General features: G+C 70.7%; 22 protein-coding genes and 2 tRNA genes. 10 read left to right on the top strand and 14 right to left on the bottom strand.

Going from position 1 to position 23,563, the window contains the following annotated elements; genetic code table 11:
- Window positions 1–61: 61 nt before the first annotated feature.
- Window positions 62–595 carry a DUF3830 family protein gene (locus ACIBTU_RS10470; RefSeq protein ID WP_399125592.1) on the bottom strand — a complete coding sequence of 178 codons (534 nt, stop codon included), beginning with the start codon at window positions 593–595 and terminating at the stop codon, window positions 62–64.
- 133 nt (window positions 596–728) lie between these two features.
- Between ACIBTU_RS10470 and ehuB the strand changes: the two genes are divergently transcribed.
- The 5 genes from ehuB (at window position 729) to ACIBTU_RS10445 (ending at window position 4,792) form a co-directional block, all read left to right on the top strand.
- Complete coding sequence (gene ehuB / locus ACIBTU_RS10465; protein WP_399125591.1) at window positions 729–1,625, top strand: ectoine/hydroxyectoine ABC transporter substrate-binding protein EhuB; 897 nt, start codon at window positions 729–731, stop codon at window positions 1,623–1,625.
- Complete coding sequence (gene ehuC / locus ACIBTU_RS10460) at window positions 1,622–2,368, top strand: ectoine/hydroxyectoine ABC transporter permease subunit EhuC (protein ID WP_399125590.1); 747 nt, start codon at window positions 1,622–1,624, stop codon at window positions 2,366–2,368. The genes ehuB and ehuC overlap by 4 nt, the downstream gene beginning before the upstream one ends.
- Window positions 2,369–2,415: 47 nt before the next feature.
- On the top strand, window positions 2,416–3,033 hold the full coding sequence (gene ehuD / locus ACIBTU_RS10455) for an ectoine/hydroxyectoine ABC transporter permease subunit EhuD (RefSeq protein WP_399125798.1): 618 nt from the start codon (window positions 2,416–2,418) through the stop codon (window positions 3,031–3,033).
- A gap of 34 nt (window positions 3,034–3,067) precedes the next feature.
- Complete coding sequence (gene ehuA / locus ACIBTU_RS10450; RefSeq protein WP_399125797.1) at window positions 3,068–3,838, top strand: ectoine/hydroxyectoine ABC transporter ATP-binding protein EhuA; 771 nt, start codon at window positions 3,068–3,070, stop codon at window positions 3,836–3,838.
- A 183-nt stretch (window positions 3,839–4,021) separates the two neighbouring features.
- Window positions 4,022–4,792, top strand: coding sequence for an IclR family transcriptional regulator (locus tag ACIBTU_RS10445; protein ID WP_399125589.1), 771 nt, complete (start codon window positions 4,022–4,024; stop codon window positions 4,790–4,792).
- A 325-nt stretch (window positions 4,793–5,117) separates the two neighbouring features.
- Here ACIBTU_RS10445 and ACIBTU_RS10440 read toward each other — a convergent pair.
- A tRNA-Lys gene (locus ACIBTU_RS10440) sits at window positions 5,118–5,191 on the bottom strand.
- Window positions 5,192–5,337: 146 nt separating this feature from the next.
- Here ACIBTU_RS10440 and ACIBTU_RS10435 point away from each other — a divergent pair.
- Window positions 5,338–5,688 carry a YrdB family protein gene (locus ACIBTU_RS10435; RefSeq protein ID WP_399125588.1) on the top strand — a complete coding sequence of 117 codons (351 nt, stop codon included), beginning with the start codon at window positions 5,338–5,340 and terminating at the stop codon, window positions 5,686–5,688.
- 16 nt (window positions 5,689–5,704) lie between these two features.
- Here the strand turns inward: ACIBTU_RS10435 and ACIBTU_RS10430 are convergent, their stop codons facing one another.
- The 6 genes from ACIBTU_RS10430 to ACIBTU_RS10405 all read right to left on the bottom strand — a co-directional run bounded on the left by ACIBTU_RS10430 (window position 5,705) and on the right by ACIBTU_RS10405 (window position 11,848).
- Window positions 5,705–7,369, bottom strand: a complete 1,665-nt coding sequence (locus tag ACIBTU_RS10430) for a long-chain-fatty-acid--CoA ligase (protein ID WP_399125587.1) — start codon at window positions 7,367–7,369, stop codon at window positions 5,705–5,707.
- Between the two features lie 94 nt (window positions 7,370–7,463).
- Window positions 7,464–7,892 carry a DUF3592 domain-containing protein gene (locus ACIBTU_RS10425; RefSeq protein ID WP_399125586.1) on the bottom strand — a complete coding sequence of 143 codons (429 nt, stop codon included), beginning with the start codon at window positions 7,890–7,892 and terminating at the stop codon, window positions 7,464–7,466.
- A gap of 26 nt (window positions 7,893–7,918) precedes the next feature.
- The gene (locus ACIBTU_RS10420; RefSeq protein ID WP_399125585.1) at window positions 7,919–8,365 is read right to left on the bottom strand and encodes a DUF3592 domain-containing protein; all 447 of its coding nucleotides are present in this window, start codon (window positions 8,363–8,365) and stop codon (window positions 7,919–7,921) included.
- Between the two features lie 111 nt (window positions 8,366–8,476).
- A complete protein-coding gene (locus ACIBTU_RS10415; protein WP_399125584.1) occupies window positions 8,477–9,073 on the bottom strand; it encodes a lytic polysaccharide monooxygenase in 597 nt (198 codons plus the stop codon).
- A 179-nt stretch (window positions 9,074–9,252) separates the two neighbouring features.
- Window positions 9,253–10,473 (bottom strand): SPFH domain-containing protein, encoded by a 1,221-nt coding sequence (locus ACIBTU_RS10410; protein WP_399125583.1) that lies wholly within the window; start codon window positions 10,471–10,473, stop codon window positions 9,253–9,255.
- A 76-nt stretch (window positions 10,474–10,549) separates the two neighbouring features.
- The gene (locus ACIBTU_RS10405; RefSeq protein WP_399125796.1) at window positions 10,550–11,848 is read right to left on the bottom strand and encodes a peptidoglycan-binding protein; all 1,299 of its coding nucleotides are present in this window, start codon (window positions 11,846–11,848) and stop codon (window positions 10,550–10,552) included.
- Window positions 11,849–12,059: 211 nt separating this feature from the next.
- Here ACIBTU_RS10405 and ACIBTU_RS10400 point away from each other — a divergent pair.
- The 3 genes from ACIBTU_RS10400 to ACIBTU_RS10390 all read left to right on the top strand — a co-directional run bounded on the left by ACIBTU_RS10400 (window position 12,060) and on the right by ACIBTU_RS10390 (window position 16,537).
- Window positions 12,060–12,133 (top strand) — tRNA-Lys (locus ACIBTU_RS10400).
- Window positions 12,134–12,641: 508 nt separating this feature from the next.
- The gene (locus ACIBTU_RS10395) at window positions 12,642–14,603 is read left to right on the top strand and encodes a glycosyltransferase family 2 protein (RefSeq protein ID WP_399125582.1); all 1,962 of its coding nucleotides are present in this window, start codon (window positions 12,642–12,644) and stop codon (window positions 14,601–14,603) included.
- Window positions 14,600–16,537 carry a galactose oxidase-like domain-containing protein gene (locus ACIBTU_RS10390; RefSeq protein WP_399125581.1) on the top strand — a complete coding sequence of 646 codons (1,938 nt, stop codon included), beginning with the start codon at window positions 14,600–14,602 and terminating at the stop codon, window positions 16,535–16,537. Before ACIBTU_RS10395 ends, ACIBTU_RS10390 begins: the two co-directional genes overlap by 4 nt.
- Window positions 16,538–16,605: 68 nt before the next feature.
- Here ACIBTU_RS10390 and ACIBTU_RS10385 read toward each other — a convergent pair whose 3' ends face one another.
- Window positions 16,606–17,589 (bottom strand): glycoside hydrolase family 6 protein, encoded by a 984-nt coding sequence (locus ACIBTU_RS10385; RefSeq protein WP_399125580.1) that lies wholly within the window; start codon window positions 17,587–17,589, stop codon window positions 16,606–16,608.
- A 178-nt stretch (window positions 17,590–17,767) separates the two neighbouring features.
- Between ACIBTU_RS10385 and ACIBTU_RS10380 the strand changes: the two genes are divergently transcribed.
- Complete coding sequence (locus ACIBTU_RS10380) at window positions 17,768–18,556, top strand: GAF and ANTAR domain-containing protein (RefSeq protein ID WP_399125579.1); 789 nt, start codon at window positions 17,768–17,770, stop codon at window positions 18,554–18,556.
- Here ACIBTU_RS10380 and ACIBTU_RS10375 read toward each other — a convergent pair.
- The 5 genes from ACIBTU_RS10375 to ACIBTU_RS10355 all read right to left on the bottom strand — a co-directional run bounded on the left by ACIBTU_RS10375 (window position 18,489) and on the right by ACIBTU_RS10355 (window position 23,537).
- Window positions 18,489–19,208, bottom strand: coding sequence for a class F sortase (locus tag ACIBTU_RS10375; RefSeq protein WP_399125578.1), 720 nt, complete (start codon window positions 19,206–19,208; stop codon window positions 18,489–18,491). The genes ACIBTU_RS10380 and ACIBTU_RS10375 overlap by 68 nt on opposite strands.
- 6 nt (window positions 19,209–19,214) lie before the next feature.
- On the bottom strand, window positions 19,215–19,793 hold the full coding sequence (locus ACIBTU_RS10370) for a hypothetical protein (RefSeq protein ID WP_399125577.1): 579 nt from the start codon (window positions 19,791–19,793) through the stop codon (window positions 19,215–19,217).
- A 101-nt stretch (window positions 19,794–19,894) separates the two neighbouring features.
- Complete coding sequence (locus ACIBTU_RS10365) at window positions 19,895–20,674, bottom strand: HAD-IIA family hydrolase (RefSeq protein WP_384618671.1); 780 nt, start codon at window positions 20,672–20,674, stop codon at window positions 19,895–19,897.
- Between the two features lie 102 nt (window positions 20,675–20,776).
- Complete coding sequence (locus tag ACIBTU_RS10360) at window positions 20,777–22,288, bottom strand: alkaline phosphatase family protein (RefSeq protein ID WP_399125576.1); 1,512 nt, start codon at window positions 22,286–22,288, stop codon at window positions 20,777–20,779.
- 175 nt (window positions 22,289–22,463) lie between these two features.
- On the bottom strand, window positions 22,464–23,537 hold the full coding sequence (locus ACIBTU_RS10355) for a 2-aminoethylphosphonate ABC transporter substrate-binding protein (RefSeq protein WP_399125575.1): 1,074 nt from the start codon (window positions 23,535–23,537) through the stop codon (window positions 22,464–22,466).
- Between the last annotated feature and the right edge of the window lie 26 nt (window positions 23,538–23,563).

The raw sequence follows: 23,563 nt of genomic DNA, 5'->3' as shown, positions 1-23,563 counted from the left end.
CGGACGAGTGGGTGAAGGACCGGGGCGAGCGATGCCGGCGAGGTGCCGCACGGCGGATCGCTCAGGCGCGGCGGAAGGACAGGGTCTCGCCCGAGGCCCCGTTGCGCCAGAGGCCCTGGCAGGCCTCGGCCATGTCGTCGAGGCCTTCCACGATCCGCCCCCAGACGATGCCGGGGATCCAGCCCACGTCCCCGTTGAGGAGAAGGTTGTTGCGCTCGTAGAACAGGGCCAGGTCGATCACGGGGGTGCCCGCCTGGAGGGAGGCGCCCGACCCGTACCCGTAGGACTGCGACCCCAACTGCGTCCCGTTGAAGGAGAAATAGCAGAGGTCGCCGGGGATGGGCGTGACGGTCGGGTTCTCGAGCGGCGGCTCCTGCTCGGCGAAGGCGGGGAACAGGGCGTAGATCTCGTTGCGGGCGTATTTGGCGTGGTAGACGTCGGAGCCGAGCGGCAGTGCGTCCCACACCGCCGCGCAGGTGAGCGGCGCCCGGTCGTCGAGGAGCTTCGCCCGGCAGGTGACGCCCCGTTTGACCAGCGAGACCTCGAGGTGACGGGCGGCGGCGGTGCTGTCCTTTGCGTCCTGTGTCGTAGCCATACGTCCCATGGTCGGCCCCGTCCACCCCCGTGGGTCAAGTACGCCTCCCCCCGGCCCAAGCTCGTGTCGCTCTCGTGAGCGAAGGCGGGAATTGATCGGCATAGGTTGAGTCGAGTCGGGTAGCCGCGCGCCCATGGCTCCACCTACAGAGAAACGAACGCACGGGAAACGGATCATCCGCAGACGATCACTGCTCGCCGGCGCGGGAGCGCTCGGCGCGATCGGCGCGATCGGTGCCGCCGGCTGCAGCCGGGTGCCGAACGGCGACACGCTCGCACGGCTCCAGGGGGCGGGCACCGTCCGCCTGGGCATCGCCGGTGAGGTGCCGTACGGGTACATCAACGACGCGGGCGAGTTCACGGGCGAGGCGGTGGAGCTGGCCAAGGTCATCTTCAAACGGCTCGGCGTGGACAGCGTGCAGCCGGTGGCGACGGACTTCGCCTCGCTGATCCCCGGTCTGAACACCCAGCAGTTCGACGTCGTGTCGGCCGGGATGTACATCAACAAGGAGCGCTGCCAGCAGGTCATCTTCGCGGACCCCGAGTACCAGATGCTGGACTCGTTCATCGTCCGCAAGGGCAATCCGATGAACCTGCACGACTACGCCGACGTCGTGAAGGCCAAGGCCAAGTTCGGTACGGGCACCGGGTACGCGGAGATCCAGTACGCGGTCGACGCGGGCTACAAGGAGTCCGACATCGTGATCCTCCAGGATCAGGTGGCGGGTCTGAACGCCGTGGAGGCGGGCCGGATCGACGTGTTCGCCGGGACCGCCCTGACCACCCGCGAGGTCACGAAGAAGAGCGCCAAGGCGGAGCACACCGAGCCGTTCGCTCCGCTGGTGGACGGGAAGAAGCACGTCGACGGCGGCGGCTTCACCTTCCGGCCCACCGACACGAAACTGCGGGACGCCTTCAACGTCGAGATCCACAAGATGAAGCAGAGCGGCGAACTGTTCAGGATTCTCCAGCCGTTCGGCTTCACGAAGGCGGAGATGACGAACCTGACCGCCGAGGAGCTGTGCCGATGACCAGCGGACTGTGGGAACACTGGGTACTTCCCGGGATCTGGATCACGATCCAGCTGACCGTGTACAGCGCCCTGCTCGCGGCCGTCGTCGCGTTCGGCGTCGGCATGGCGCGTACGCACCGGCTGTGGATCGTGCGGTTCGTCGCCGGCTTCTACACCGAGGTCTTCCGGGGCACGTCCGCCCTGATCCTCATGTTCTGGATCTTCTTCGTGCTGCCGCAGCTGGCGGGCTGGTCGCTGGTCCCGATGTGGGCCGCCGTCCTGGCGCTGTCCCTGTCCTACGGCGCCTACGGCTCCGAGGTCGTGCGCGGCGCGCTGAACGCGGTGGCGCCCGCGCAGCGTGAGGCGGGCATCGCCCTGAGCTTCACGCCCTGGCAGCGGATGCGCCTGATCCTGCTGCCGCAGGCGGTGCCGGAGATGATCCCGCCGTTCTCGAACCTGCTGGTCGAGCTGATGAAGGGCACCGCCCTGGTGTCGCTGCTCGGCATCGGCGACGTGTCGTTCGCCGCGAACCTGGTGCGGCTCGCGACGACGGAGAGCGCGGAGATCTACCTGCTGACGCTCGTCATCTACTTCGTCATCGCGTTCCTGCTCACGCGGGTGATGCGCGCCGTGGAGCGCAAGGCCAAGGCCGGTGTCGGCCAGCGCCCGGCGCCCGGGATCGGAATCATGAGCAAGCTCAACATCCGTCAGACGACGGACATGTCGCAGGTCCCGGCCAGTGCGGGAGGTGGTGGCGCGTGATCGTCACCGCCGCGTCCTCCTGGGACTGGTCGGCCGTCGCCGACTTCATGCCGACCTTCTGGGACGGCGTCCTCGTCACGCTGCAGGCCCTCGTGCTCGGCTCGCTGATCTCGTTCAGCCTGGGTCTCGTGTGGGCGCTCGCCTTCCGCGCGCCCACCCGGTTCGTCCGCTGGCCGGTCGGGGTCCTCACGGAGTTCATCCGCAACACCCCGCTCCTGGTCCAGCTGTTCTTCTTCTTTTTCGTGCTGCCGGAGTGGGGGGTGCAGGCGTCCGCGCTGACCACCGGTGTGCTCGCGCTCGGCCTGCACTACTCGACGTACACCGCGCAGGTGTACCGGGCGGGCATCGAGGCCGTGCCGGCGGGCCAGTGGGAGGCGGCGCGGGCGCTGAGCCTGCCGTACCGCCGGACGTGGACCGCGGTGATCCTGCCGCAGGCCATCCGCCGGGTGGTGCCCGCGCTCGGCAACTACGTCATCGCGATGCTGAAGGACACCCCGCTGCTCGCGGCGATCGGCGTCCTGGAGATGCTGCAGCGCTCGCGGCTCGAAGCCGCGCAGACGTTCCAGTACACGGAGGCCCTGACCGTCGTCGGCGTCGCCTTCATCCTCATCGCCTATCCGTCCTCTCTTCTTCTCCGAGCTCTGGAGCGCCGTCTTGTCCGCTGACCCGAACCTCCCCAAGGACCAGCCCAATCCCAAGGTGGACGGCAGCGAGCTGATCCGCTTCGACAAGGTCGTGAAGCGGTTCGGCGGCAACACCGTCCTCGACGAGCTGGACTTCTCGGTGGCGTCCGGCAAGCACGTGACGCTGATCGGCCCGTCCGGCTCCGGCAAGACGACGATCCTCAGACTCCTGATGACCCTGATCAAGCCCGACGAGGGCACGATCAAGGTGGGCGGCGAGTACCTCACGCACGAGCAGAAGAACGGCAAGCTCGTGCCGGCGGGCGAGAAGCACGTCCGTGAGGTCCGCAAGAACATCGGCATGGTCTTCCAGCAGTTCAACCTGTTCCCGAACATGAAGGTGCTCAGGAACGTCACGGAGGCGCCCGTCACCGTGCTCGGCCTGTCCAAGGACGAGGCGGAGGAGCGGGCCCGCGAGCTGCTCGACCTGGTGGGGCTCGGCGACCGCTGCGACGCGTACCCGACGCAGCTGTCGGGCGGTCAGCAGCAGCGCGTCGCGATCGCGCGGGCGCTGGCCATGCGGCCGCAGGTGCTGCTGCTCGACGAGGTGACGTCGGCGCTCGACCCGGAGCTGGTCGCGGGCGTCCTCGACGTGCTCAGGGACATCGCGCACACCACCGACATCACGATGCTGTGCGTGACCCACGAGATGAGTTTCGCCCGGGACATCTCGGACCAGGTACTGATGTTCGACGCAGGGCGGGTCATCGAGTCCGGTTCCCCGGAGAAGATCTTCAGCGAGCCCGAGCACGAGCGCACCCGGGAGTTTCTGAGCGCGGTGCTGTGACCAGCCGCGCAGTGCGCGGGGCATGACATGGGCATATGCCAGGGTGGCGCGTTCCTGCTGAGAGGCTCGGAACGCGCCGCCCTTCTGCCATCTATCTCCCCAACAGCCGCCCCGTTCGGGGTGTTTGACGGCTATCGTGGACGGAGCCCAGCTGTCCGGAACGGTTCCATACAGGGGGATGCCGTGGCGCTGAAGCACGAGCAGGACGCGTCGTCGTACCAGCCGCACCGGTCGGTGCAGCGTGCGCTGCGTGTCCTGGACACGGTCGCCCGGCGCGGGGTCGGCATCACCGACACCGAGCTGGGGCGCCTCACCGGACTGCCCGCGGACCAGCTGACCGTGCTGCTGCGGATGCTGCGCCGCGAGGGGTACGTGCAGCAGACCGCCGACGGGGCGTACGTCACGGGCGCCACGCTGGACCGGCTGTCCGGCGCCGAGGACCGCGAGGACGCCCTCACCGCCAAGCTCCAGCACACGCTCGACGAGCTGCGGGACTGTGTCGGCGCGGCCGTCTACCTCAGCCGGTACATCGACGGCGAGGTCCGGGTCACCCAGTACGCGGCCGGCCCCGAGGCCCCCGCGGTCAACGAGTGGGTGGACTTCCGGGTCTCCGCGCACGCCAGCGCGGTCGGCAAGAGCCTGCTGGGCCAGCTCGACCTCAACGGCCGGCGCGACCACCTTTCCCGGCACAAGATGGCCCGCCTCACCTCCCGCACCATCACCAACGAGAAGGTGCTGCTCTCCCGCCTCGCCGCCCAGCCCCCGACCGTCCCGGTCCTGGACCTCCAGGAGTACGCGGTCGGCACGGTCTGCGCCGCGGTGCCGATCACGGCGGGCTCGGCGGTCGGCTGCCTGGCCCTCTCCCTCCCGGTCGAGCACGCCCACCGCCTGCACAGCGCGGCGGACCAGCTCAACAAGGGCGCGGCCCCGCTCCTGCTCTCCCTCGCGATCTGACCCACCCGGCCACCCAACACAAAAGCGAAGGCCCCCCGCTGCTGCGAGGGGCCTCAGCCGGGGTTCCGGCTCGGGGGTGTGGGTGGCGGAGCCCCCACAGGGCGCGGCGAAGCCGCGCGGAAAACGACGATGGCGGGACGCTTCGCGCTTTCCGCGAAGACATCCCGCCACCGACAACGTGCGCCATCAGGGACTCGAACCCCGGACACGCGGATGCTGCATCCCCCGGGGGCAACCCCCGGACCCCCGGCCGGGGTGCCGCGCCGGGCAGACCCAGAGCCAAAAGCGAAAGCCCCCCGCTGTTCGCGAGGGGCCTTGCTGTCTGTGCGCCATCAGGGACTCGAACCCCGGACACGCGGATTAAGAGTCCGCTGCTCTAACCAACTGAGCTAATGGCGCCGGTTGACGAGGTAAATACTACATGGCTGAAACGGGTGGTCGTGACCAGCTCCTGGCGAGCATGATCGCCGTAGGTGCGTTTGACCGTGCACCCTCAATAGAGAGGCAGGACGCGGATGGCGACGGGGCTCGGCTACCGCCCGGCGATGCTCGGACTCAGATTCGTGCTGGAGGTGACGGCGCTGGTCTGCTTCGGGTACGGGGCCTGGCACCTCACCCCCGGCGGGCTGCGGTACGTCACGGTGGTCGCGGCGCCGCTCCTGGTGGCGGTCGCCTGGGGCGTCTTCGCGACGCCGGGGGACGCGTCCCGCAGCGGCGACGCGGTCGTCGCCACCGCGGGCGGACTGCGGCTCCTCCTCGAGCTCGCCGTGTTCTTCGGCGGCGCCGCCGTCCTGTACGCGGCCGGCGCCCACGTGCCCGCCCTGGTGCTCGCCGCGGTCCTGATCGCCTACCACGCGGCGTCCCTCGACCGGGTCGCCTGGCTGCTGCGGCACTGAGGCGCGCCCCCGGGCCTCAGGCCCCCAGAAGCCCCTTCCTGCCCGTCCGCTCGTAGGTGTCGAGCAGCTCGTCGCGGTCCTTCTCGCCGAGCGGCCGGTACGTGGCCTCGGCGGGCGGCCGCCACCAGATCTCGCCGCCGCTCCAGAAGCCCTCGCGGCGCAGTTCACCCCGGCGCACCTTGTTGGTGGCGGTCACCGGCATCCGCTCCACGACGCGGACGAAGCGGGGGGCCATCTTCGTGCCGAGGTCGCCCTGGGCGAGCAGGAACTCGCCGAAGCCCAGGGGATCGAAGGCGATGCCGTCGCGGGGGGCCACGGTCGCCATCACCTGGTCGCCGGTGGCGGGGTCCGGGACGCCGTAGACCGCGACGGCGGCGGCGTCGGACCAGCGGGCCAGGATGTTCTCGATCATGGCAGGGGCGAGGTTCTCGCTGTCGACGCGGATCTTGTCGTCGTCGCGTCCGGCGAAGTAGAGGAAGCCGTCGGCGTCCCGGTAGAAGAGGTCGCCGGTCCAGTACCAGCCGTTCTCGCGCACCCGCTCCGCGTTCGCCCGGTCGTTGCGCCAGTAGCCCTCGAACGGCGAGCGCCCGCGGTTGACCAGCTCGCCGATCGCCTGCGTGCCGTTCACGAGCCGGCCGCCCGCGTCGAACTCGGCCGGCGGGCACTCCGCCTTCGTCGCCGGGTCGAGCACCACGAGGTCGTCGCCCGGGGACGCCCGGCCGATCGCGCCGGGCGGGGTGTCGGGTGTACGGGACACGGAGGCGCCGCCCTCGGAGGAGCCGTAGCCCTCGACGAGCCGCACCCCGAAGCGTTCCTCGAAGCGGGCGGCGTCCACCGCCCCGGCCTCGGTGCCGAAGCCGACGCGGAGCGGGTTGTCCCGGTCGTCGGGGCGTTCCTCCGTGGCCAGGAGGTACTGCACGGCCCGTCCGACGTAGGTGAAGTAGGTGGCGCCGAAGCGGCGTACGTCGTCCAGGAAGCCGGAGGCGGAGAAGCGGCGGGTCAGCGCGACGCCCGCGCCCGCGGCCATGGCGGGGGCCCAGTCGGCGATGACCGCGTTGCCGTGGAAGAGGGGCATGCAGATGTAGTGCACGTCGTCGCGGCGTACGCCGAAGTGGCCGACGAGGGAGCGGCCCGCGGCGGCGAGCCGGCCCTGGGAGCAGATGGCGGCCTTGGGGGCGCCGGTCGAGCCGGAGGTGAAGTAGAGCAGCATGCGCGCGTCCGGCCCCACCCGGCGGGCGGCGACGGGCTCGGCGCCCCGGTACGGGGCGAGCATCTCCTCGTAGGCGCCGGTGTCGGTGACCAGGACGCGGACGCCGGGCAGTTTCAGGCCGTCGAGCAGGGGCAGCCGGGAGCGGTCGGTGACCAGGACCCGGCAGTCGGTGTGGGTGATGTCGCGGGCGAGTTCGGCGCCGCGCCGGGTGGGGTTGATGCCGGCGACGGCCGCTCCGGCGAGGGCGGCCGCGCCGAGCCACTGCGGGAACTCGGGGGTGTTGTCGAGCAGCACGCCCACGTGCGGCTCGGCGCCCCGGGGCAGCAGGTCGCCCAGGAGCGCGGCGCGGGCCGCGGCGCCCGCGGCCACCTGGTGATGACTGAGCACCTGGTCCTCGTAGGCGAGGCCGGGCCGGTGGTCCTCCCACCGCTCCTGGACGAGTTCCGCGAAGGTGTTCCTCAGGGATCCCATGCGGGCGAACGGTAATTGACGCTACGTCAGATGTGGAGAGGTCCGACGCCCCGGACCGGAGGGGCGCCGACCGTTTCTCACCGGTACTCGACGGTCACCAGTACTCGATGGTCACGTTGAGCAGGATCACGGCTCCGACGCCGAACACCCCGAGCCCGAAGACCAGGCCGGCCATGTCCTTGCCGGGGCTCGGCTCGGACGCGGTGGCCCGCTCCGGCTCCTCGGCCGCGTAGTACACCAGCGTGCTGTCGCCCGCGACCCGGCTCGCGGGGCCGCCCGTCTCCTTGAACTGCACGGCCCGTCCGCCCGCGTCGGTGAACTCGTACTCGTGCCACTGGATGCGCCGGGCCACGTCGTTGACCATCTGCACCCGCTGGTACGCGTCGACCACCCGCGCCTGCGCGGTGAGCCCGCTCTCCCACGCGGCCCGCCGCTCCCGCGTCCGCCGCACCAGGGCCAAGCCGGCCCAGACCGCCAGGGCGATGAGCAGCGGGAAGAGTACGTGGAACACAAAGCCGTCCATGACCGCGGGCCCCCGGTTCGGAAGTGTCAGAAGTCGTCAGTGGGCAGTTCGGCCACGAAGAATACGCAGAAGCCGATCACCACAGCCACGAACAGCAGCATCCCCAGCGTCTGCGCGGCCAGCCGCACGGGGCGGCGCGGGCGCGCGGTCGCCTGCTCGGGGTGACTGTCCCGGTAGTGGACGATCACCACGTCGCCCTCGAGGGTCGTCGCCGGGCCGCCCTTCTCCTCGAAGCGGAGAGTGCGTCCGTCCCGGGTCGTGAACTCGTAGACGTGGTGCCGGGTGGTGGTCGTGCGGCTGTCGCCGTCCATGTGCGGGTCCACCGTCGTGTGCGTGCTCAGGCAGCGCGCCTCGGCCGTGCGCCCGCCCCGCCAGGCGGCGCCGATCCGGAACGTGCTGCGTACCTCGGCAGCGGCGGCGAACAGGGCGACAAGAGCGATGAACGCCGGCACCGCGTAGAACATCACGTGCATGAGCTCCCCCGAACTCCCCTGCCGCGCACGGTTCCTGTGCACGGCGCCGTGCACAGGAACCTACCCGCGCCGCAGCGCGGGGCGCCTCAGGGAAAGCTCAGAACCCGCCCTTCAGAACGTGACGTCCGAGCAGGCGTAGAACGCGTTGGCCGTGTCGGCGATCGTCCAGACCGCGAGGATCACGTGGTGGCCCGACTTGCCGGACGGCAGGACGCCCGAGTGGGACAGGGTGGCCGGGGGCTGGCCGCTGTAGGGGACGGTGAGGAACGGGGTGGTGTTCAGAGCCGCCCGGGTGAGCGGCTTGCTGTCGTCCCAGCCGTCCTTGGTGACGTAGTAGCGGAAGTCCGTGGTGGAGTGCCGTGCGGTGAACTGCCAGCGGAAGGTGTAGCTCTGACCGCCCGTCACCTTGGTGGTGGGCCAGGCCTGGCCGTTCGGCTGCTTCGAGCCGTTGAGCGCGGCGAACTCGCCGTGGCCCGCCGAACAGATCTGGCCGTCGGCGGGGCCCGCGGCCGGGAAGCCCTTGGGGCCCTCGACGCTCTGCGGTTCCCACTGGATGTTGCCGCAGCCGGTGACGGTGCCGTTGGCGCAGAGCTTCTGCCGGCTGATGGGGAGGTCCGTGTAGCCGTGGCCGCTGGCGCCGCCGGCCGAGAGCGCGAAGGCCCCGGCGGTGGTCAGGCCGAGCAGGGCCGCGTAGATCTTCTTTCGCATGCTGCCGCTCCTGGGGGGTGTGGGGAGTTCCGGTAGCCGTGCACAGCGGTCGTCCGATGCTTGGATCGTCCAGGTCTAGACCAACGCCCAATGTAGGGGCGGTAGTTGAACATGTCCATACCAATCGAAGAGCCGCCCATGACCGCCGGAACCCCCGCCTCCAGGGCCCGGTGCCCCTGCTACTCCCCCCTTCCTGTGTAGAACGCGACGGTCAGGTCCTTCACCAGCGCCTTGCGCTCGTAGTCGTCCAGCTCGACCAGACCGCGCGTGGTCAGCCGCGTCACCGTGTCCTCCACCGAGTCCACGACCGAGGACAGCACCGTGTCCCGGTGCTTGGCGTCCAGCGCCGCGACCCGGCGGCGGCGCATCGCCGCGGCCACCTCGGGGGCGTACTCGATCCGGGTCGGCTGCGCCGAGAAGACCTCGATGCCGACCGGCCCGGCGTCCGTCGCCAGCCGGCGCGTGAGCAGGTCGCCGACGGCCTCGGCGTTGCGCAGCGTCGGGGCGTCCTCGTGGAAGGCGTCGGCGGGCAGCTGCGACAGGACGCGGGCCAGGCCCGCCTCCACGCACTCGCGCAGGTACTCCTCGTGGTCCTCGACGCCGAGGGCCGCCTTCGCGGTGTCCCTGATCCGCCAGACGACGAGACAGACGACGCGCAGCGCGGTGCCGTTCGCGTCGACCACCGGCATCGGCTCGCTGCGCCAGTGCCGCAGCCGTACGTCGATCCGGCGCCGCAGCAGCAACGGGTTGACCCACATCAGACCGGTCCGGCGCACACTGCCCCGGTACCGGCCGCACAGGCTGAGCACCCAGGCGCACCCGGCCCGCCCGCGCGCGAGCCCGCCGAACCCGAACAGGGCGAGCGCCCCGGACCCGGCCACCGCCGCCCACTGCACCGGGCCGAGCCCGACCCCCTCGTAGCCGGGCAGTCCGGCGACCTCCGTCATGATGCGCGGCAGCGCCCCGGCCCAGCCGAGCGACACCGCGGTCCCGGCCGCGCCGAGCGCCCCGCCGAACACCCCGAGCGCGCCGGGCAGCGTACGGCCCGCCCGTTCGGCGAGCTCCGGGTCGACGGCCGGCACCGGCCGCACGGGGGTCCGCAGATGCGGCCGCACCGGCGAGGGCCGCCCGCCTCCGGTCCCGCTCCCCACCACGGCGGTGTGCACCGCCACGGGCGCCGCCTCCGGGTCGGGGTCGTCCCGGAACAGCAGATGAACGGGAATCTCGGTGGTCGCCTCGTTGTGGATCACCCGGGTCCCCCGTGTCTCCCCGGCGCCCCCTCGGGCACCCCTGCCCGCTTCCCCCGTCGCCCCGCGCAGCAGCTGCGCGCCGGGGTCGTCGTCCGTGATCGGCGCCGGGTGGCCCAGCGCCCTCTCCGGCTGTTCCGCGGTCGTACTCATCCTCGCCTCCGCACTGACTCGCCTCCGCACTGAGTTGCCGCCGCCCGTCCGCGCCGCTTTGTCCGCACCGGGCCGCTCACGAGAAGATCCGCCGCCAGGTCTCGGGCCCCGGATAGCCGTCCGCCTCCTTGCCGCTCCAGCCCTGGGCCCGCTGGAACGCCTCGACGGCCCGCCGGTCGGCCTCGCCCCAGCGCGGGCCCGGACCCTGCGCGTAGTACTTGCCGAATCCTTTCTTCACGAGCTGCCGGCCCATCCGCGTCACCGCGTCGCTGCTCGCGCCGGGCCGGAACGCGGACGCTCCCGGGTACGCCGGCACCTTGTCCGCCTCCGGGCCGCCCGCGCCGCTCGCGGGGATGTCCTTGCCCTTGCCGGTGACCAGGTACGACCAGGTCGTGGGGCCCGGGATGCCGTCCGCGTCGGCGCCGCTCCAGCCCTGCGCCTTCTGGAACGCCTGCGTCGCCTTGCGGTCGGCCTCGCCCCAGCGCGGGCCCGGTCCCTCGGTGTAGAACCGCTTGCCGCCGCGCTCCACGAGCAGCCGCCCGAGCTGGGTGACGTACGCGTTGTTCGCCCCCGGACCGAAGGCCTCGGCGCCCGGGAACTTCGTCGTCGAGGAGGAGCCCGAGGTGCTGCCCGCCTTGACGCCCTTGTAGCGGTAGGCGATGTAGCGGCTGGAGTACGACCAGTACTTGTACGGGGTCGCCTGCCGGCGGGTGGCGGGGCGGGTCTGCTCGTACGCCATGTAGTAGCTGCGCGTGTAGTCCGTCCAGCCGCCGAAGATGACGACGTGCGAGCCCTTCTCCGGGTCGTCCGGGTTGTGGAAGAGCAGGATGTCGCCGGGCTGGAGGTCCGCCTTGGAGATCTTCGTGCCGTAGCGGGCGAGGCTGCCCGTCCACTCGTTGCCGGGCAGGTCCCAGGCCATGGAGACGAAGCCCGAGCAGTCCTGCCGGTACCCGTCCTTCCAGTACCGGTTCATGTCGTACGGGACCCCGGCCGCGACCCAGGTCTTGGCGCGGTTGATGATCGCGGCCCGGGTCGTGGCGCGGGGGGCGGCGCCCGGGGCGAGATCCACGGCGGACGCGGCGGAACCGGGGGCGCCGTGCAGCGGACTGGTGCCGCCCTGCGGGGTCGACACGGCGCCCTCGCCGGGCGGGGCCGGGTCGCCCGGTCTCACCTCGTGGTGGTCGGCACGCTGGGCGCTGGCCGGAACGGCCTGCAACCCGCCGATGACGGTGCCGGCGGTGGCGGCGACGACCAGTGCGTGGCGGGCGCCGATGCCGGTGGGTGCCGGGGGCGGGGCCGCGAGGCGGCCCTGGACGCAGCCGGCGCAGTCGCAGTCGCCCGACGGGGCCACGTCCTCGAACGCCGGGGTCGCCATGCGCTCCGTGTCCTGAATGCCGTCCATGCGATTCCCCTCACTGATGTGCCTCGTGTTCGCACGCAGGAAGCGTCTCAACTGTCTGCACATATCGCATGTTGACGGTGCAAAAGATGGAAATCACCACAATTCGCCCACCCATCGGCGCGTCGCCCACCCCCGATGGTCGGGCCCACCCCAGGACATCGGGTAGAGTTACGCAGGTCAGCAGGCGCCGCTAGCTCAGTTGGTTAGAGCAGCTGACTCTTAATCAGCGGGTCCGGGGTTCGAGTCCCTGGCGGCGCACCGACACCGAAGACCCTCCGTGAGAACGGGGGGTCTTCGTCGTACGCACAGAGCATTCAGCGCGCCGCCCCCGGCTGGGGGTCTGGGGGTTATCCCCCAGAAGACACAGCATCAGCGGGTCCGGGGTTCGAGTCCCTGGCGGCGCACCGACACCGAAAGCCCTCCGTGAGAACGGGGGGCTTTCGTCGTGTGCGGATCAGGCCCATACCGCACAAGCGAGCTGGAGCCTTTCACCCTTGCGATCATGGCGCCGGGCCCAGCACCCTGTTCTGGAGCCAGCGGCTCCCATGAGGCTTGCGGGGCGGGACAGTTGCGGGGCGGGGACGGGGGTCCCGTTCATGAAGCGATGCCGAGGGGGGCATCATGCAACCGGAAGGTCGTCGTTCCAGTCTTAGCAGGGGTGGGACGGTGGCCTGCCACTGATACACCCGGGGGCGGTCAAGGGGGACCGGATCCGGGTGAGGACCGACAACCACGCGGTGACTCGCGTGCGGGGGGATGACTCATCATGACGTCGACGCCGACGGGTGCCCGCGAGGGCTTCGACCCGTCCGAGACGACCCAGCTGCGGGTGCCACCGCACCGCACCGGCGGCTTCCGGCGCATCAAGAAATCGCTGCCGCGGTACGACTACGAGCACTACAGCCGGCTCGCCGGGCCCCTCACCCAGCCCGATCCGAACAAGCCGTACACGGTGCAGTACCGCTCCCTGCTCAGCCAGGAGCCGCACCGCATCCGCGCGGCCCTCATGCTGGGCGCGGCCCCGCTGCTCTCGCTCGTCCTGCTCTTCTGGCTGCTCCAGCCCGAGCACTGGACCGAGCGCGACTACGTGAAGTACGACTTCCTGCCGGCCCTCGACATCGTCATGCTCGTCTCGATCGGCCTGATCGAGTTCTTCCGCTGCATGAACGTGCTGTCGAACGCGCACGCGACCCTGGTCGCCCGCGACCCCATCCCGGTGGTCCCCGAGACCGGCACCAGAGTCGCCTTCCTGACCTCGTTCGTGCCCGGCAAGGAGCCGATCGAGATGGTGACGAAGACCCTGGAGGCGGCGGTCAAGCTGCGCCACCGGGGCCTGCTGCACGTCTGGCTGCTCGACGAGGGCGACGACCCGGAGGTCAAGGAGGTCTGCGCCCGCCTGGGCGTGCACCACTTCTCCCGCAAGGGCGTCGCGAAGTGGAACCAGGCGAAGGGCCCGCACCGCGCCAAGACCAAGCACGGCAACTACAACGCCTGGCTGGACGCGCACGGCGACGCCTACGACTACTTCGCCTCGGTCGACACCGACCACGTGCCGATGCCGAACTACCTGGAGCGCATGCTCGGCTTCTTCCGCGACCCGAACGTGGGCTTCGTGATCGGCCCCCAGGTCTACGGCAACTACGACAACTTCGTCACCAAGGCCGCCGAGTCCCAGCAGTTCCTCTTCCACGCGCTGATCCAGCGCGCGGGCAACCGCTACGGCGCCCCCATGTTCGTCGGCACGTCGAACGCGGTACGGATCTCGGCGCTGAAGCAGATCGGCGGCCTGTACGACTCGATCACCGAGGACATGGCGACGGGCTTCGAGATCCACCGCGCCAAGAACCCGGCGACCGGCAAGAAGTGGCGCTCCGTGTACACCCCGGACGTGCTCGCCGTCGGTGAGGGCCCGAGCGCCTGGACGGACTTCTTCACCCAGCAGATGCGCTGGTCGCGCGGCACCTACGAGACGATCCTCAAGCAGTACTGGAAGGGCTGGTACTCGCTCCCGCCGAGCAAGCTCTTCAACTACACGATGATGATCATCTTCTACCCGATGTCGGCCATGAACTGGATCCTCGCGGCGCTCAGCTGCGCCCTGTTCCTGGGCCTCGGCGCCTCGGGTGTGAACATCGACCCGACGATCTGGCTGATGCTGTACGGCAACGCGTCGGCGCTGCAGATCGGCCTCTACATCTGGAACCGCCGGCACAACGTGTCGCCGCACGAGCCCGAGGGATCCGGCGGCGTGGCCGGCATGGTGATGTCCGCGCTGTCGGCCCCGCTGTACGCGAAGGCGCTGTTCGACTCGCTGCTGCGCCGCAAGAGCAAGTTCGTGGTCACGCCCAAGGGCGACTCGGCCAGCCCCGACCGCTGGTTCGGCACCTTCCGGTACCACTGGTACTTCATCCTGATCTTCGCCGGTTCGATGACCGCCGGGTTCGTCCTCGGTCACGCCCACCCGGCGATGATCACCTGGGCCTGCTTCGCCCTGCTGATCACGGCCACGCCGATGTTCGCCTGGCGGTACATGCTGCGCCAGGACCGGAAGAAGCCGAAGCCGCCCGTGCCGGACGCGGCGGCGCCGGAGCAGACCGTGCCGCCGCAGGCGACCGGCCCCCGGCACGCCGCGGGCCCGCACGGGGCCCCGCAGCAGAAGCCCACCTGGGCCGCCGGCGGGGGCAACGACGAGACCATGCAGATCTCCCTGGGGGGACGTAACAAGTGAAAGACGGTGCGAGCCGCCGCCGGGCCCGACGCATAGCCATCGGCTCGGTGGTGGTACTGGCGCTGGCCGGTATGAACGGGCCCTGGCTGTATCGCTTCGGGTCGGCCAAGTACCACGAGTACAAGATCAACAAGCCGGAGTACAAGGCCGACAACGGCAAGTGGGACGTCGTCGACTTCCCGCAGAACATGCGCCTCAACACGATCCACGCGGCGCTGCTCCACACCGGCAAGATCCTGCTGGTGGCCGGCTCGGGCAACAACCAGAAGAACTTCGACGCGAAGAAGTTCGACACCCGGCTCTACGACCCGGTGAAGGGCACGATCAAGAAGATCCCGACGCCGAGCGACCTGTTCTGCACGGGCCACACCCAGCTGGCCAACGGCAACCTGCTGATCGCGGGCGGCACCAAGCGCTACGAGAAGCTCAAGGGTGACGTCAACAAGGCCGGCGGCCTGATGATCGTGCACAACGAGGACCCGGACGCGCCGAAGACCATCAAGGCGGGCACCCGGTTCACCGGCAAGGAGAACGGCAAGACCTTCGTCGCCAAGGACAACATCACGGTCGAGCGCGCGAAGAAGGTCTTCGACCCGGTCACCGGCCGGTTCGTGCGCAACGACCCGGGGCTCGGCCGCGTCTACGTCGAGGCCCAGCGCGCGGGCGCCAAGTACGAGACCGGCACCCAGGACAACTACCGGGTGCAGGGCCTCGCCGGCGCCGACGCGCGCAACGTGTACGGCATCGCGCAGAAGCTCGCCCTGGACAAGAAGGACTTCCAGGGGATCCGCGACTCCTACGAGTTCGACCCGGTCGCCGAGAAGTACATCAAGGTCGACCCGATGAACGAGGCGCGCTGGTACCCCACGCTGACCACGCTCTCGGACGGCAAGGTCCTCTCCGTGTCCGGCCTCGACGAGATCGGGCAGCTGGTGCCCGGCAAGAACGAGGTCTACGACCCGAAGACCAGGAAGTGGACCTACCTGAAGAAGCAGCGGCAGTTCCCGACGTACCCGGCGCTGTTCCAGATGGAGAACGGCAAGATCTTCTACTCGGGCGCCAACGCGGGCTACGGCCCGGACAACGTGGGCCGCAAGCCCGGCATCTGGGACCTTCAGACCAACAAGTTCCAGAAGATCCCCGGCCTGTCCGACGCGAACATGATGGAGACGGCCGGCACGGTCGAGCTGCCGCCCGCGCAGGACCAGCGGTACATGGTGGTCGGCGGCGGTGGCGTCGGCGAGTCCAAGCTGTCCAGCAACAAGACGCGGATCGTCGACCTCAAGGACGCGAACCCGAAGTTCACGGACGGCCCGACGCTGGAGAAGGGCACCCGCTACCCGCAGTCCTCGATCCTGCCGGACGACTCGATCCTCGTCTCCGGCGGCTCGGAGGACTACCGCGGCCGCGGTGACACCAACATCCTCCAGGCCCGGATCTACGACACGAAGGCCAACAGCTTCCGCAGCGTCGCCGACCCGCTGGTCGGCCGCAACTACCACTCGGGCTCGATCCTGCTGCCCGACGGCCGGGTGCTGTTCTTCGGCTCGGACTCGCTGTACGCGGACAAGGCCAACACGAAGCCCGGCGTGTTCGAGCAGCGCATCGAGATCTACACGCCGCCGTACCTGTACCGGGACTCGCGGCCCACCCTGGAGGGCGGCCAGAAGACGATCGCGCGGGGCGCCTCGGCGACGTACCAGACGAACCACGCGTCGTCGATCAAGACGGCCCGGCTGATCCGGCCCAGCGCGTCCACGCACGTCACGGACGTGGACCAGACGTCCATCGCGCTCGATCTGAAGAAGTCGGCGGACTCGGTGACGGTGACCGTCCCGGAGAGCCGGTCGCTGGTCGAGTCGGGCTGGTACATGCTGTTCGTCACCGACGAGCAGGGCACCCCGAGCAAGGCGCAGTGGGTGCGCGTGCCGTAGAGCACAGCGCACAGCGCGCATGAAGGTCAGAAGGGGTACGGGACTCGGTCCCGTACCCCTTCTGACCTTTACGAGGAAGCAGCGAGCTTCAGGGCGTACTCGCTCCACCATTCGCCGGCCCGCGGGCCGCCCTTGCAGGTGCCGTCGGACTCGCCGGGGCGCTTGACCCACAGGTAGGCCTTCACGAGCGGGTCACCCGTCTTCGTGGTCGGGGTCTCGCCGAGGGCGCGGCCGGGCGGATTGCACCAGCGCTCGTCCGGACTTCCGCCCGTGTACGGCCCGTTCCCGTTCCGGCTCGTGTCGACGACGAAGGGCTTGCCGCCGACCTTCCCGGAGAGTTCCTTGCCGTACTTCACCGACTCCTCGGTGGAGTAGAAGTTCGACACGTTCACCGAGAAGCCGTCGGCCTGGTCGACGCCGGACCACTTCAGGGGCTCGAAGATCTGGTCCGGCTTGCCCCAGCCCGCGTTGCCCGCGTCCAGGTAGACCGTCGTGTGCTTCAGCGACTTGAGCTTGCCGATGGCGCCCTTGAGGAGGTCGTAGCGCTCCTCGTGGAACTGCTCCGGGGTGCAGTTGTCCACCATGTGCTGGACCGCGTCCGGTTCGAGGATGACCGTCGCCGGGCGGTCCCCGATACCGGCCGCGACCTGGTCGATCCACGCCCGGTACGCGTTGCCGTCCGCGGCGCCGCCCTTCGAGTAGTTCCCGCAGTCGCGGTGCGGGATGTTGTAGAGGACGAGCAGGGCGTCCCGGTCGGCCTTCTGCGCGGCCTCCGTGTAACCACGGGCCTGGTCCGTCGCGTTCTCCGGAGTGATCCACTCGCCGCTGGGCTGCTCGGCGATCCTGCGGACGGTCTTCGCCTCCTGGTCCTTGCCGTCCTCCTCCAGGCCCGCGACGGCCCGCGCGGCCTTGCTGTCCGGGTTGACCCAGAACGGGTCGGCGCTCTTGGGCTGCTGCTTCACGGGAGGCAGAGCATCGCCCTCGTCCTTGCCTCCGGAGGAACACGCGGACACGAGCAGCGCCGCCCCCACGACGACCGCTCCAGCCGTCATCTTCCGGTACATCCACTCCCCCTTGGGTGCACTGTCTGGTCCTCAATCGTGACATACGCCCCGGCCGCGCTTCGAGGCCGAGCGGACCTTGTCCACGACCTGTTACAGCCGGTCCGGGCCGGGGTAGGCCGCGATGACCAGGACTCGTACGGGCGGTGGTGGAAGGGGTGAGCGCGACATGACGGACCCGGCCCGCGCGCTGCGTCTCGCCGACGCGGTGCTGGAGCTGTCGGACCCGCTCGACGACGACTTCGACCCCGCCGCGCACCTGGCCCGCCTCGCCACCCGCTGCGCGGAGCTGCTCGACGCGCACGCGGCGGGCGTCACCCTCGCCGAACCCGACGGCCTCCCCCACCCGTTGCCCGCCTGCGCCCCCGAACAAGAGGATGCTGTACGGGAGTTGCTGGGCGCCGACGCGCTCGCCGGGCCCGCGCGCGAGGCGCTGGCGACCGGGCGGGCGGTGGCCGGGGTGCGGCTGACGGGCACGGTGGCGGCCGCGCGCTGGCCCGCGTTCACCGCGCTGGCCCGGCGGCACGGCATCACGACCGCGCACGCGGTGCCGCTGCGCCGGAGCGGGACGCCGGTCGGCGCGCTCAGCGTCCTGACCCGGTCCGCGCCGGCCGACAACGATGCCGCGTTCGCCGGGGCGCTCGCCGACGCGGCGGGCGCCGGCCTGGACCGGCACCGCGCCTTTGCCGAACAGCAGGATCTGGCGCGGCAGTTGGAGCGGGCCCTCACGAGCCGGGTGCGGATCGAGCAGGCGAAGGGGATGCTCGCGGAGCGCTGGGGCGCCTCCCCCGACACCGCGTTCACGGTCCTGCGCCGGTACGCGCGCAGCAGGCGGATGCCGCTCGACCGGGTCGCCGGGGCCGTCCTGGCCCGGGAGCTCACCGACGACCTCACCCCGCCCGAACCACCTCCTGCTCCTGCTCCTGCTTCTTCTCCGGCTCCTTCGGCGGGTCCGTGATTCCCGACAGGTAGGCGGAGACGACGACGTTCGCCGTATAGGTGCGGGAGGCCTTGTCGAAGGTGCCGCCGCAGGTGATGAGGCGCAGTTCGGCCCGGCCGGGGCGGCGCGGCCCGTACGCGGTGGCCGGATCGAAGCGGTCGCGGGACAGGACCTGGACGTCGTCGACGGTGAACGTGGCGACGGAGCCGTCGTCGCGCACCACCTTCACCGTGTCGCCGGGCTTCGCCTCGCTGAGGTGGAAGAACACGGCGGGCCTGGTCTCGGTGTCGACGTGCCCGACGAACAGGGCCGTGCCCCGCTCCCCCGGCTGCGCGCCCGCGCCGTACCAGCCGACGACGCCCGCCTGGTCGTAGGGCGGCGGGTCGACGGCGCCGCTGCCGTCGAGGCCGCGCGCGACGACGGGTGCCTGCACGTGGAGCGCGGGCGCGTCGATGCGCTGGGGTTTCGCCGCGCGGACGGGGCTGTGCGCGGCGGGCAGCGAGACGCCGAGGGGGCGGCCCACGGCGGCCGCGTCGCCCGTGGTCGGCGAGGACAGGTTCAGGTCGGTGACGCCCCGGCCCCACACCCACAGGCCGAGCAGCAGGACCGCCCAGGCCACGCCGGTGAGCAGCCGGCCGCCGCCCGGGCCCTGCTTGTCGCGGTCCTTCATGGCGGCCTACCGGGGGCCCTCGGACGGGTTCCGGCGGCGCCGGACGCTGCGGCAGGCGACGGCCACGGCGGCGATCGCGGCGAGCACCAGGCCGATGACGGCGTGCCGGGTGCCGGGCCCTTCGGCGGACTGCTCGGCGGCGGCCAGCTGTGCCGCGGCCCCGCCGCCGCCCGCGTGCACGGGCGCGGTCGGGCTCGGGGCGGGCGAGGCGCCGCGCTCCAGGACCTGAACGGTGCCCCTGGCCTTGATCTTCGTCTGGTTCTTGGACTCGGCGCCGTCGCAGGTCACCGTGATCTCGTGCGGACCGGGCTTCGCGGAGGACGCGACCCGGGCCTCGGCGGAGAGCGCGGAGCGGCCCGCGGCGGGCGCGAGGACGGCGTCGGACACGAACGCGTCGGACACGGCGCGCGCGGCCGTCCCCGGGCACCCGCTGACGGCGAGCTCGACGTCCGTACCCGGTGGCGCGGCCTCCGGTCCGACGGTGACCGATCCGCCGTCCTGCGCGCCGTGCGCGGCGCAGGCCGGGAGCGTCACCAGTACGGCGGCCGCCCCTGCGGCACGGAGAGCGAGCAGTCCTGTACGCATCGTGAACCTCCTGGTACTGGCAGGTTCACGCGCGCGGCGGCATTCCGCATCTCGGGGACGAGGGACCCCAGGTCAGACCGGGTCCGACGGAGTCAGACGGGTCAGACGAGGTCGACGAGGTCCGCGATGGAGTCGACGACGGTGGACGGCCGGAACGGGTACTTCTCGATGTCGGCGTCGCTGGTGAGCCCGGTCCGCACGAGGAACGTCTGCATCCCGGCCTCGAGCCCGGCCAGCACGTCGGTGTCCATCCGGTCGCCGATCATGGCGGCGGTCTCGGAGTGCGCCCCGATCGCGTTGAGCCCCGTGCGCATCATCAGCGGGTTGGGCTTGCCCGCGAAGTAGGGCTGCTTGCCGGTGGCCTTGGTGATGAGCGCGGCGACGGCCCCGGTGGCGGGCAGCGGGCCTTCCGTGGAGGGGCCGGTCTCGTCCGGGTTGGTGCAGATGAAGCGGGCGCCGCCGTTGATGAGGCGCACGGCCTTCGTCATGGCCTCGAACGAATAGGTTCGCGTCTCGCCCAGCACCACGTAATCGGGGTCGTGGTCGGTGAGGACGTAGCCGATGTCGTGCAGGGCCGTGGTCAGACCGGCCTCGCCGATGACGTAGGCGGTGCCGCCGGGGCGCTGGGCGTCGAGGAACTTGGCGGTGGCCAGGGCGGACGTCCAGATGTTGCCGACGGGGACGTCGAGGCCCATGCGGTTGAGGCGGGCCTGGAGGTCGCGGGCGGTGTAGATCGAGTTGTTCGTCAGCACCAGGAAGGGCTTGCCGGACTCGCGCAGCTTCTTGATGAACGCGTCGGCGCCGGGGATCGGCACCCCCTCGTGGATCAGCACGCCGTCCATGTCGGTGAGCCACGATGCGATGGGCTTGCGCTCTGCCATGGGGTGCACTCCTGCGGTCCGCGGTCGACACAACCGTGCCGGCTGTGTCGACCGTGCTGTCTGGGGCGCCGGGACGACACTGTGCCGACGCCCTCAGCCTAGTCAAGACCCGCTGATCTTGACCCCGTCGATCGTCCAGAACCAGTTGTTGGCGCCCGTGTAGCGGAAGTGGGCCTTCGCGCTGGTCGCGCCCGCGGGGACGGTCAGCGCGACGGTCTCCGTGCGGGAGGGGACGTCGGCCGTGTAGGTGCGGACGGGGACCGGGGCGGCGCCGTCGTAGGAGACGAGGACCTCGCCCTTCTGCGGGGCCTCCTGCCGGTAGAAGGTGGTGTACGTGAGGGTGGCCGGGCGGCCGCCGGTGACCGGGAAGGCGGGGCTGGTCAGGGTCGAGTCGAAGGTGCCGGTGACGGTCTTGTCGGACCATTCGTCGCCGTCGGCCACGGCGAAGACGCCGCGGGCCCGCACGTTGCACTCGCGCTGCTGGTCGCGTTCGGCCTTGGTCCAGAACTCGTCGGTGGTGAAGGACCAGCCGCGCCATTCGGTGACGCCGCCGGTGCCCATCCGGGAGTTGTCGACGCTCCAGCCGCTCGGCGGGGTGTGCGTGAAGCCGATGACGCCGGATCCGATGCCGCTCTCGTCGACGGGCCCGCCGAGCTTCGCGTGCAGGGTGTCGAAGTCGTCCGGCAGCGGCTGCTGGATCGGGCGGCCGTCCAGGCCCCAGGCGGGGTCGAGGGCGATGCCGAGGTGGGCGAGGGCGCTGGCCGCGATGTCGGGCATCTTGACGTCGTAGCGGGTGGAGCCGGGTGCGGCGGTGCCGCCGACGGCGATCATGAAGGTCTGGCGTTCGGGCCAGGTGGAGCCGCCGTGGCCGCCCGCGTCGGTGTGCCCGTGGTCGGCGGTGACGAGGATCAGCCAGTCCTCGTTCCCGTACGTGGCGCGGGAGGTGACGGCGTCGACCATCGCGCCGACCTGGCCGTCGACGCCGTGGATCGCGTCCAGGTACTGCTGACTGGCGGCGCCGTAGGAGTGGCCCGCGTGGTCGACGTTGTCGAGCTGGACGAAGACGGCGTCCGGGTTCGCGCCCTTGAGCCGTTCGACGGCGCGGGCGGTGGTGCCGGTGTCGTACTCGGCGCTCGGGGTGGAGACGCGGGTGTCGACCTTCGCCGAGAGGACGATGTCGGTGATCGGGGCCCAGGAGGAGACGGCGTACGTCGACAGTGACGGCTTCGCGGTCTCGATCCGGGTGAGGAAGTCGGGGTACTGGGCGAACTTGTGGCCGGTGAAGTTGTTGTCCTTCACGTTGTGCTTGTCGGGCCAGACGCCGGTGATGAGGGTGGACCAGCCGGGGCCGGACATGGTGGGCGCCATCGGGTTGGCGTAGATCGGGCTGGGCGCGGTGAGGCCTGCCGCCATCAGGGCCTTGAGGCGGGGTGCGTCGGCGTCCTTGATGCGGTTCAGGAGGGCGCCGTCGAGGCCGATGACGAGGACCTTCGGGGTCCGGGCGGCGCGGGCGCGGGCGACGGCGCTCGTCGCGGGGACGGTGAGGGCGAGAGCTGCGGTGGCGGAGCCGAGGAGCATCGAGCGGCGGGAGAGGCCGGACGGGGTGCGCGGCATGCGGGGTCCTCCGGAGCGGGGGCACGAGTGGGCACGAACAGGCACGGGCCGGTCCAACACCCCTGACCATCCAAGGGTGTTGGACCAGACCCGTTATCTTCTGGTGATGCGGGCGGGGAGCGCCATGGACATTCGTCGCCGCCCGATGGACTGAACTGCCGGGGCCGGGTGGGGCTCAGCTGCCGGTGGCGGTCTTCCAGTCGTCGACGTACGTCTGGAGGTTCTTGTCGATGTCGTTCCAGTCCGGCTCGAAGATCTCGACGCCGTCCATGATCTTGGCGAGGGCGATGGCGTTCTCGTCGGTGGCGCGGATGTCGCCGCGGGCGGAGAAGCCGCCGCCGATGGCGCTGACCTCCTGCTGCTGCTTGGTGGCGAGCATGAAGTCGAGGAGCTTCTTGCCGTTGGCGGTGTGCGGGGCGTTCTTCACGAGGCCGGCCGCGTAGGGCAGGGCGAAGGAGGTGGGCTTGCCGCCCTCGGTCTTCGGGAACCAGATGCCGAGGTTCGGCATGTCCTTGGCCTGGGCGTAGTTCATCTGCACGTCGCCGTTGGCGACGAGGAGTTCGCCCTTGTCCACCTTGGGGGCGAGCTTGCCGGTGGAGGCGGACGGGCCGACGTTGTTGGCCTGGAGCTTCTTCAGGTAGTCCATGGCGGGCTGCTTGCCGCCGAGGTCGTGCATGGCCTTGACGACGACGGCGGTGCCGTCGCCGGCGACGCCCGGGGTGGAGTACTGGAGCTTGTTCTTGTACTTGCCGTCGAGCAGTTCCTGCCAGGTCTGCGGCGGGGTCTTCAGCTCCTTCTTGTTGTAGACGAAGCCGAAGTAGTTGTTGACGACGGAGGTCCAGGTGCCGTCGGCGCCCTTGTCGGCACCGTCGACCTGGTCGGCGCCCTCGGGCGCGTACTTGGCGAGCAGGCCCTTGCCGCCGGCCTGCTGGATGAACGGGGGCAGGGTGACGAGGACGTCGGCCTGGGTGTTGGCCTTCTCGCGGACGGCGCGCTGCACGACCTCCCCGGAGCCGCCCTCGACGTACTCGACCTTGATGCCGGTCTTCGCGGTGAAGTCCTTGAAGACCTTGTCGTACCAGCCGTCGCCGTTCTCGCCCTTGAGGCCGTCGGCGCTGTAGACGGTGACGACCTTCTCGTCGGAGGCGGCGGAGCTGCCGCCGCAGCCGGTGAGCGTGACGGCGAGGGCGAGGGAGCCGGTGACGGCGCCTATGGCGGTGAGGGTGTGCTTGCGCTGGTTCGCGGACATGGCGAGGTGAACTCCTGGAGAGCTGG

It is taken from the genome of Streptomyces sp. NPDC050145 (genome assembly GCF_044460245.1).
In the GTDB taxonomy this organism is placed as follows: Bacteria; Actinomycetota; Actinomycetes; order Streptomycetales; family Streptomycetaceae; genus Streptomyces.
This window is presented reverse-complemented; position numbering and strand designations above follow the sequence as displayed.

Coding starts and splice junctions, on each gene's coding strand:
- ACIBTU_RS10470 (WP_399125592.1), bottom strand. CDS start 595: ATGGCTACGACACAGGACGCAAAGGACAGCACCGCCGCCGCCCGTCAC.
- ehuB (WP_399125591.1), top strand. CDS start 729: ATGGCTCCACCTACAGAGAAACGAACGCACGGGAAACGGATCATCCGC.
- ehuC (WP_399125590.1), top strand. CDS start 1,622: ATGACCAGCGGACTGTGGGAACACTGGGTACTTCCCGGGATCTGGATC.
- ehuD (WP_399125798.1), top strand. CDS start 2,416: ATGCCGACCTTCTGGGACGGCGTCCTCGTCACGCTGCAGGCCCTCGTG.
- ACIBTU_RS10435 (WP_399125588.1), top strand. CDS start 5,338: ATGCTCGGACTCAGATTCGTGCTGGAGGTGACGGCGCTGGTCTGCTTC.
- ACIBTU_RS10430 (WP_399125587.1), bottom strand. CDS start 7,369: ATGGGATCCCTGAGGAACACCTTCGCGGAACTCGTCCAGGAGCGGTGG.
- ACIBTU_RS10425 (WP_399125586.1), bottom strand. CDS start 7,892: ATGGACGGCTTTGTGTTCCACGTACTCTTCCCGCTGCTCATCGCCCTG.
- ACIBTU_RS10420 (WP_399125585.1), bottom strand. CDS start 8,365: ATGCACGTGATGTTCTACGCGGTGCCGGCGTTCATCGCTCTTGTCGCC.
- ACIBTU_RS10415 (WP_399125584.1), bottom strand. CDS start 9,073: ATGCGAAAGAAGATCTACGCGGCCCTGCTCGGCCTGACCACCGCCGGG.
- ACIBTU_RS10410 (WP_399125583.1), bottom strand. CDS start 10,473: ATGAGTACGACCGCGGAACAGCCGGAGAGGGCGCTGGGCCACCCGGCG.
- ACIBTU_RS10405 (WP_399125796.1), bottom strand. CDS start 11,848: ATGGCGACCCCGGCGTTCGAGGACGTGGCCCCGTCGGGCGACTGCGAC.
- ACIBTU_RS10395 (WP_399125582.1), top strand. CDS start 12,642: ATGACGTCGACGCCGACGGGTGCCCGCGAGGGCTTCGACCCGTCCGAG.
- ACIBTU_RS10385 (WP_399125580.1), bottom strand. CDS start 17,589: ATGACGGCTGGAGCGGTCGTCGTGGGGGCGGCGCTGCTCGTGTCCGCG.
- ACIBTU_RS10380 (WP_399125579.1), top strand. CDS start 17,768: ATGACGGACCCGGCCCGCGCGCTGCGTCTCGCCGACGCGGTGCTGGAG.
- ACIBTU_RS10375 (WP_399125578.1), bottom strand. CDS start 19,208: ATGAAGGACCGCGACAAGCAGGGCCCGGGCGGCGGCCGGCTGCTCACC.
- ACIBTU_RS10370 (WP_399125577.1), bottom strand. CDS start 19,793: ATGCGTACAGGACTGCTCGCTCTCCGTGCCGCAGGGGCGGCCGCCGTA.
- ACIBTU_RS10365 (WP_384618671.1), bottom strand. CDS start 20,674: ATGGCAGAGCGCAAGCCCATCGCATCGTGGCTCACCGACATGGACGGC.
- ACIBTU_RS10360 (WP_399125576.1), bottom strand. CDS start 22,288: ATGCCGCGCACCCCGTCCGGCCTCTCCCGCCGCTCGATGCTCCTCGGC.
- ACIBTU_RS10355 (WP_399125575.1), bottom strand. CDS start 23,537: ATGTCCGCGAACCAGCGCAAGCACACCCTCACCGCCATAGGCGCCGTC.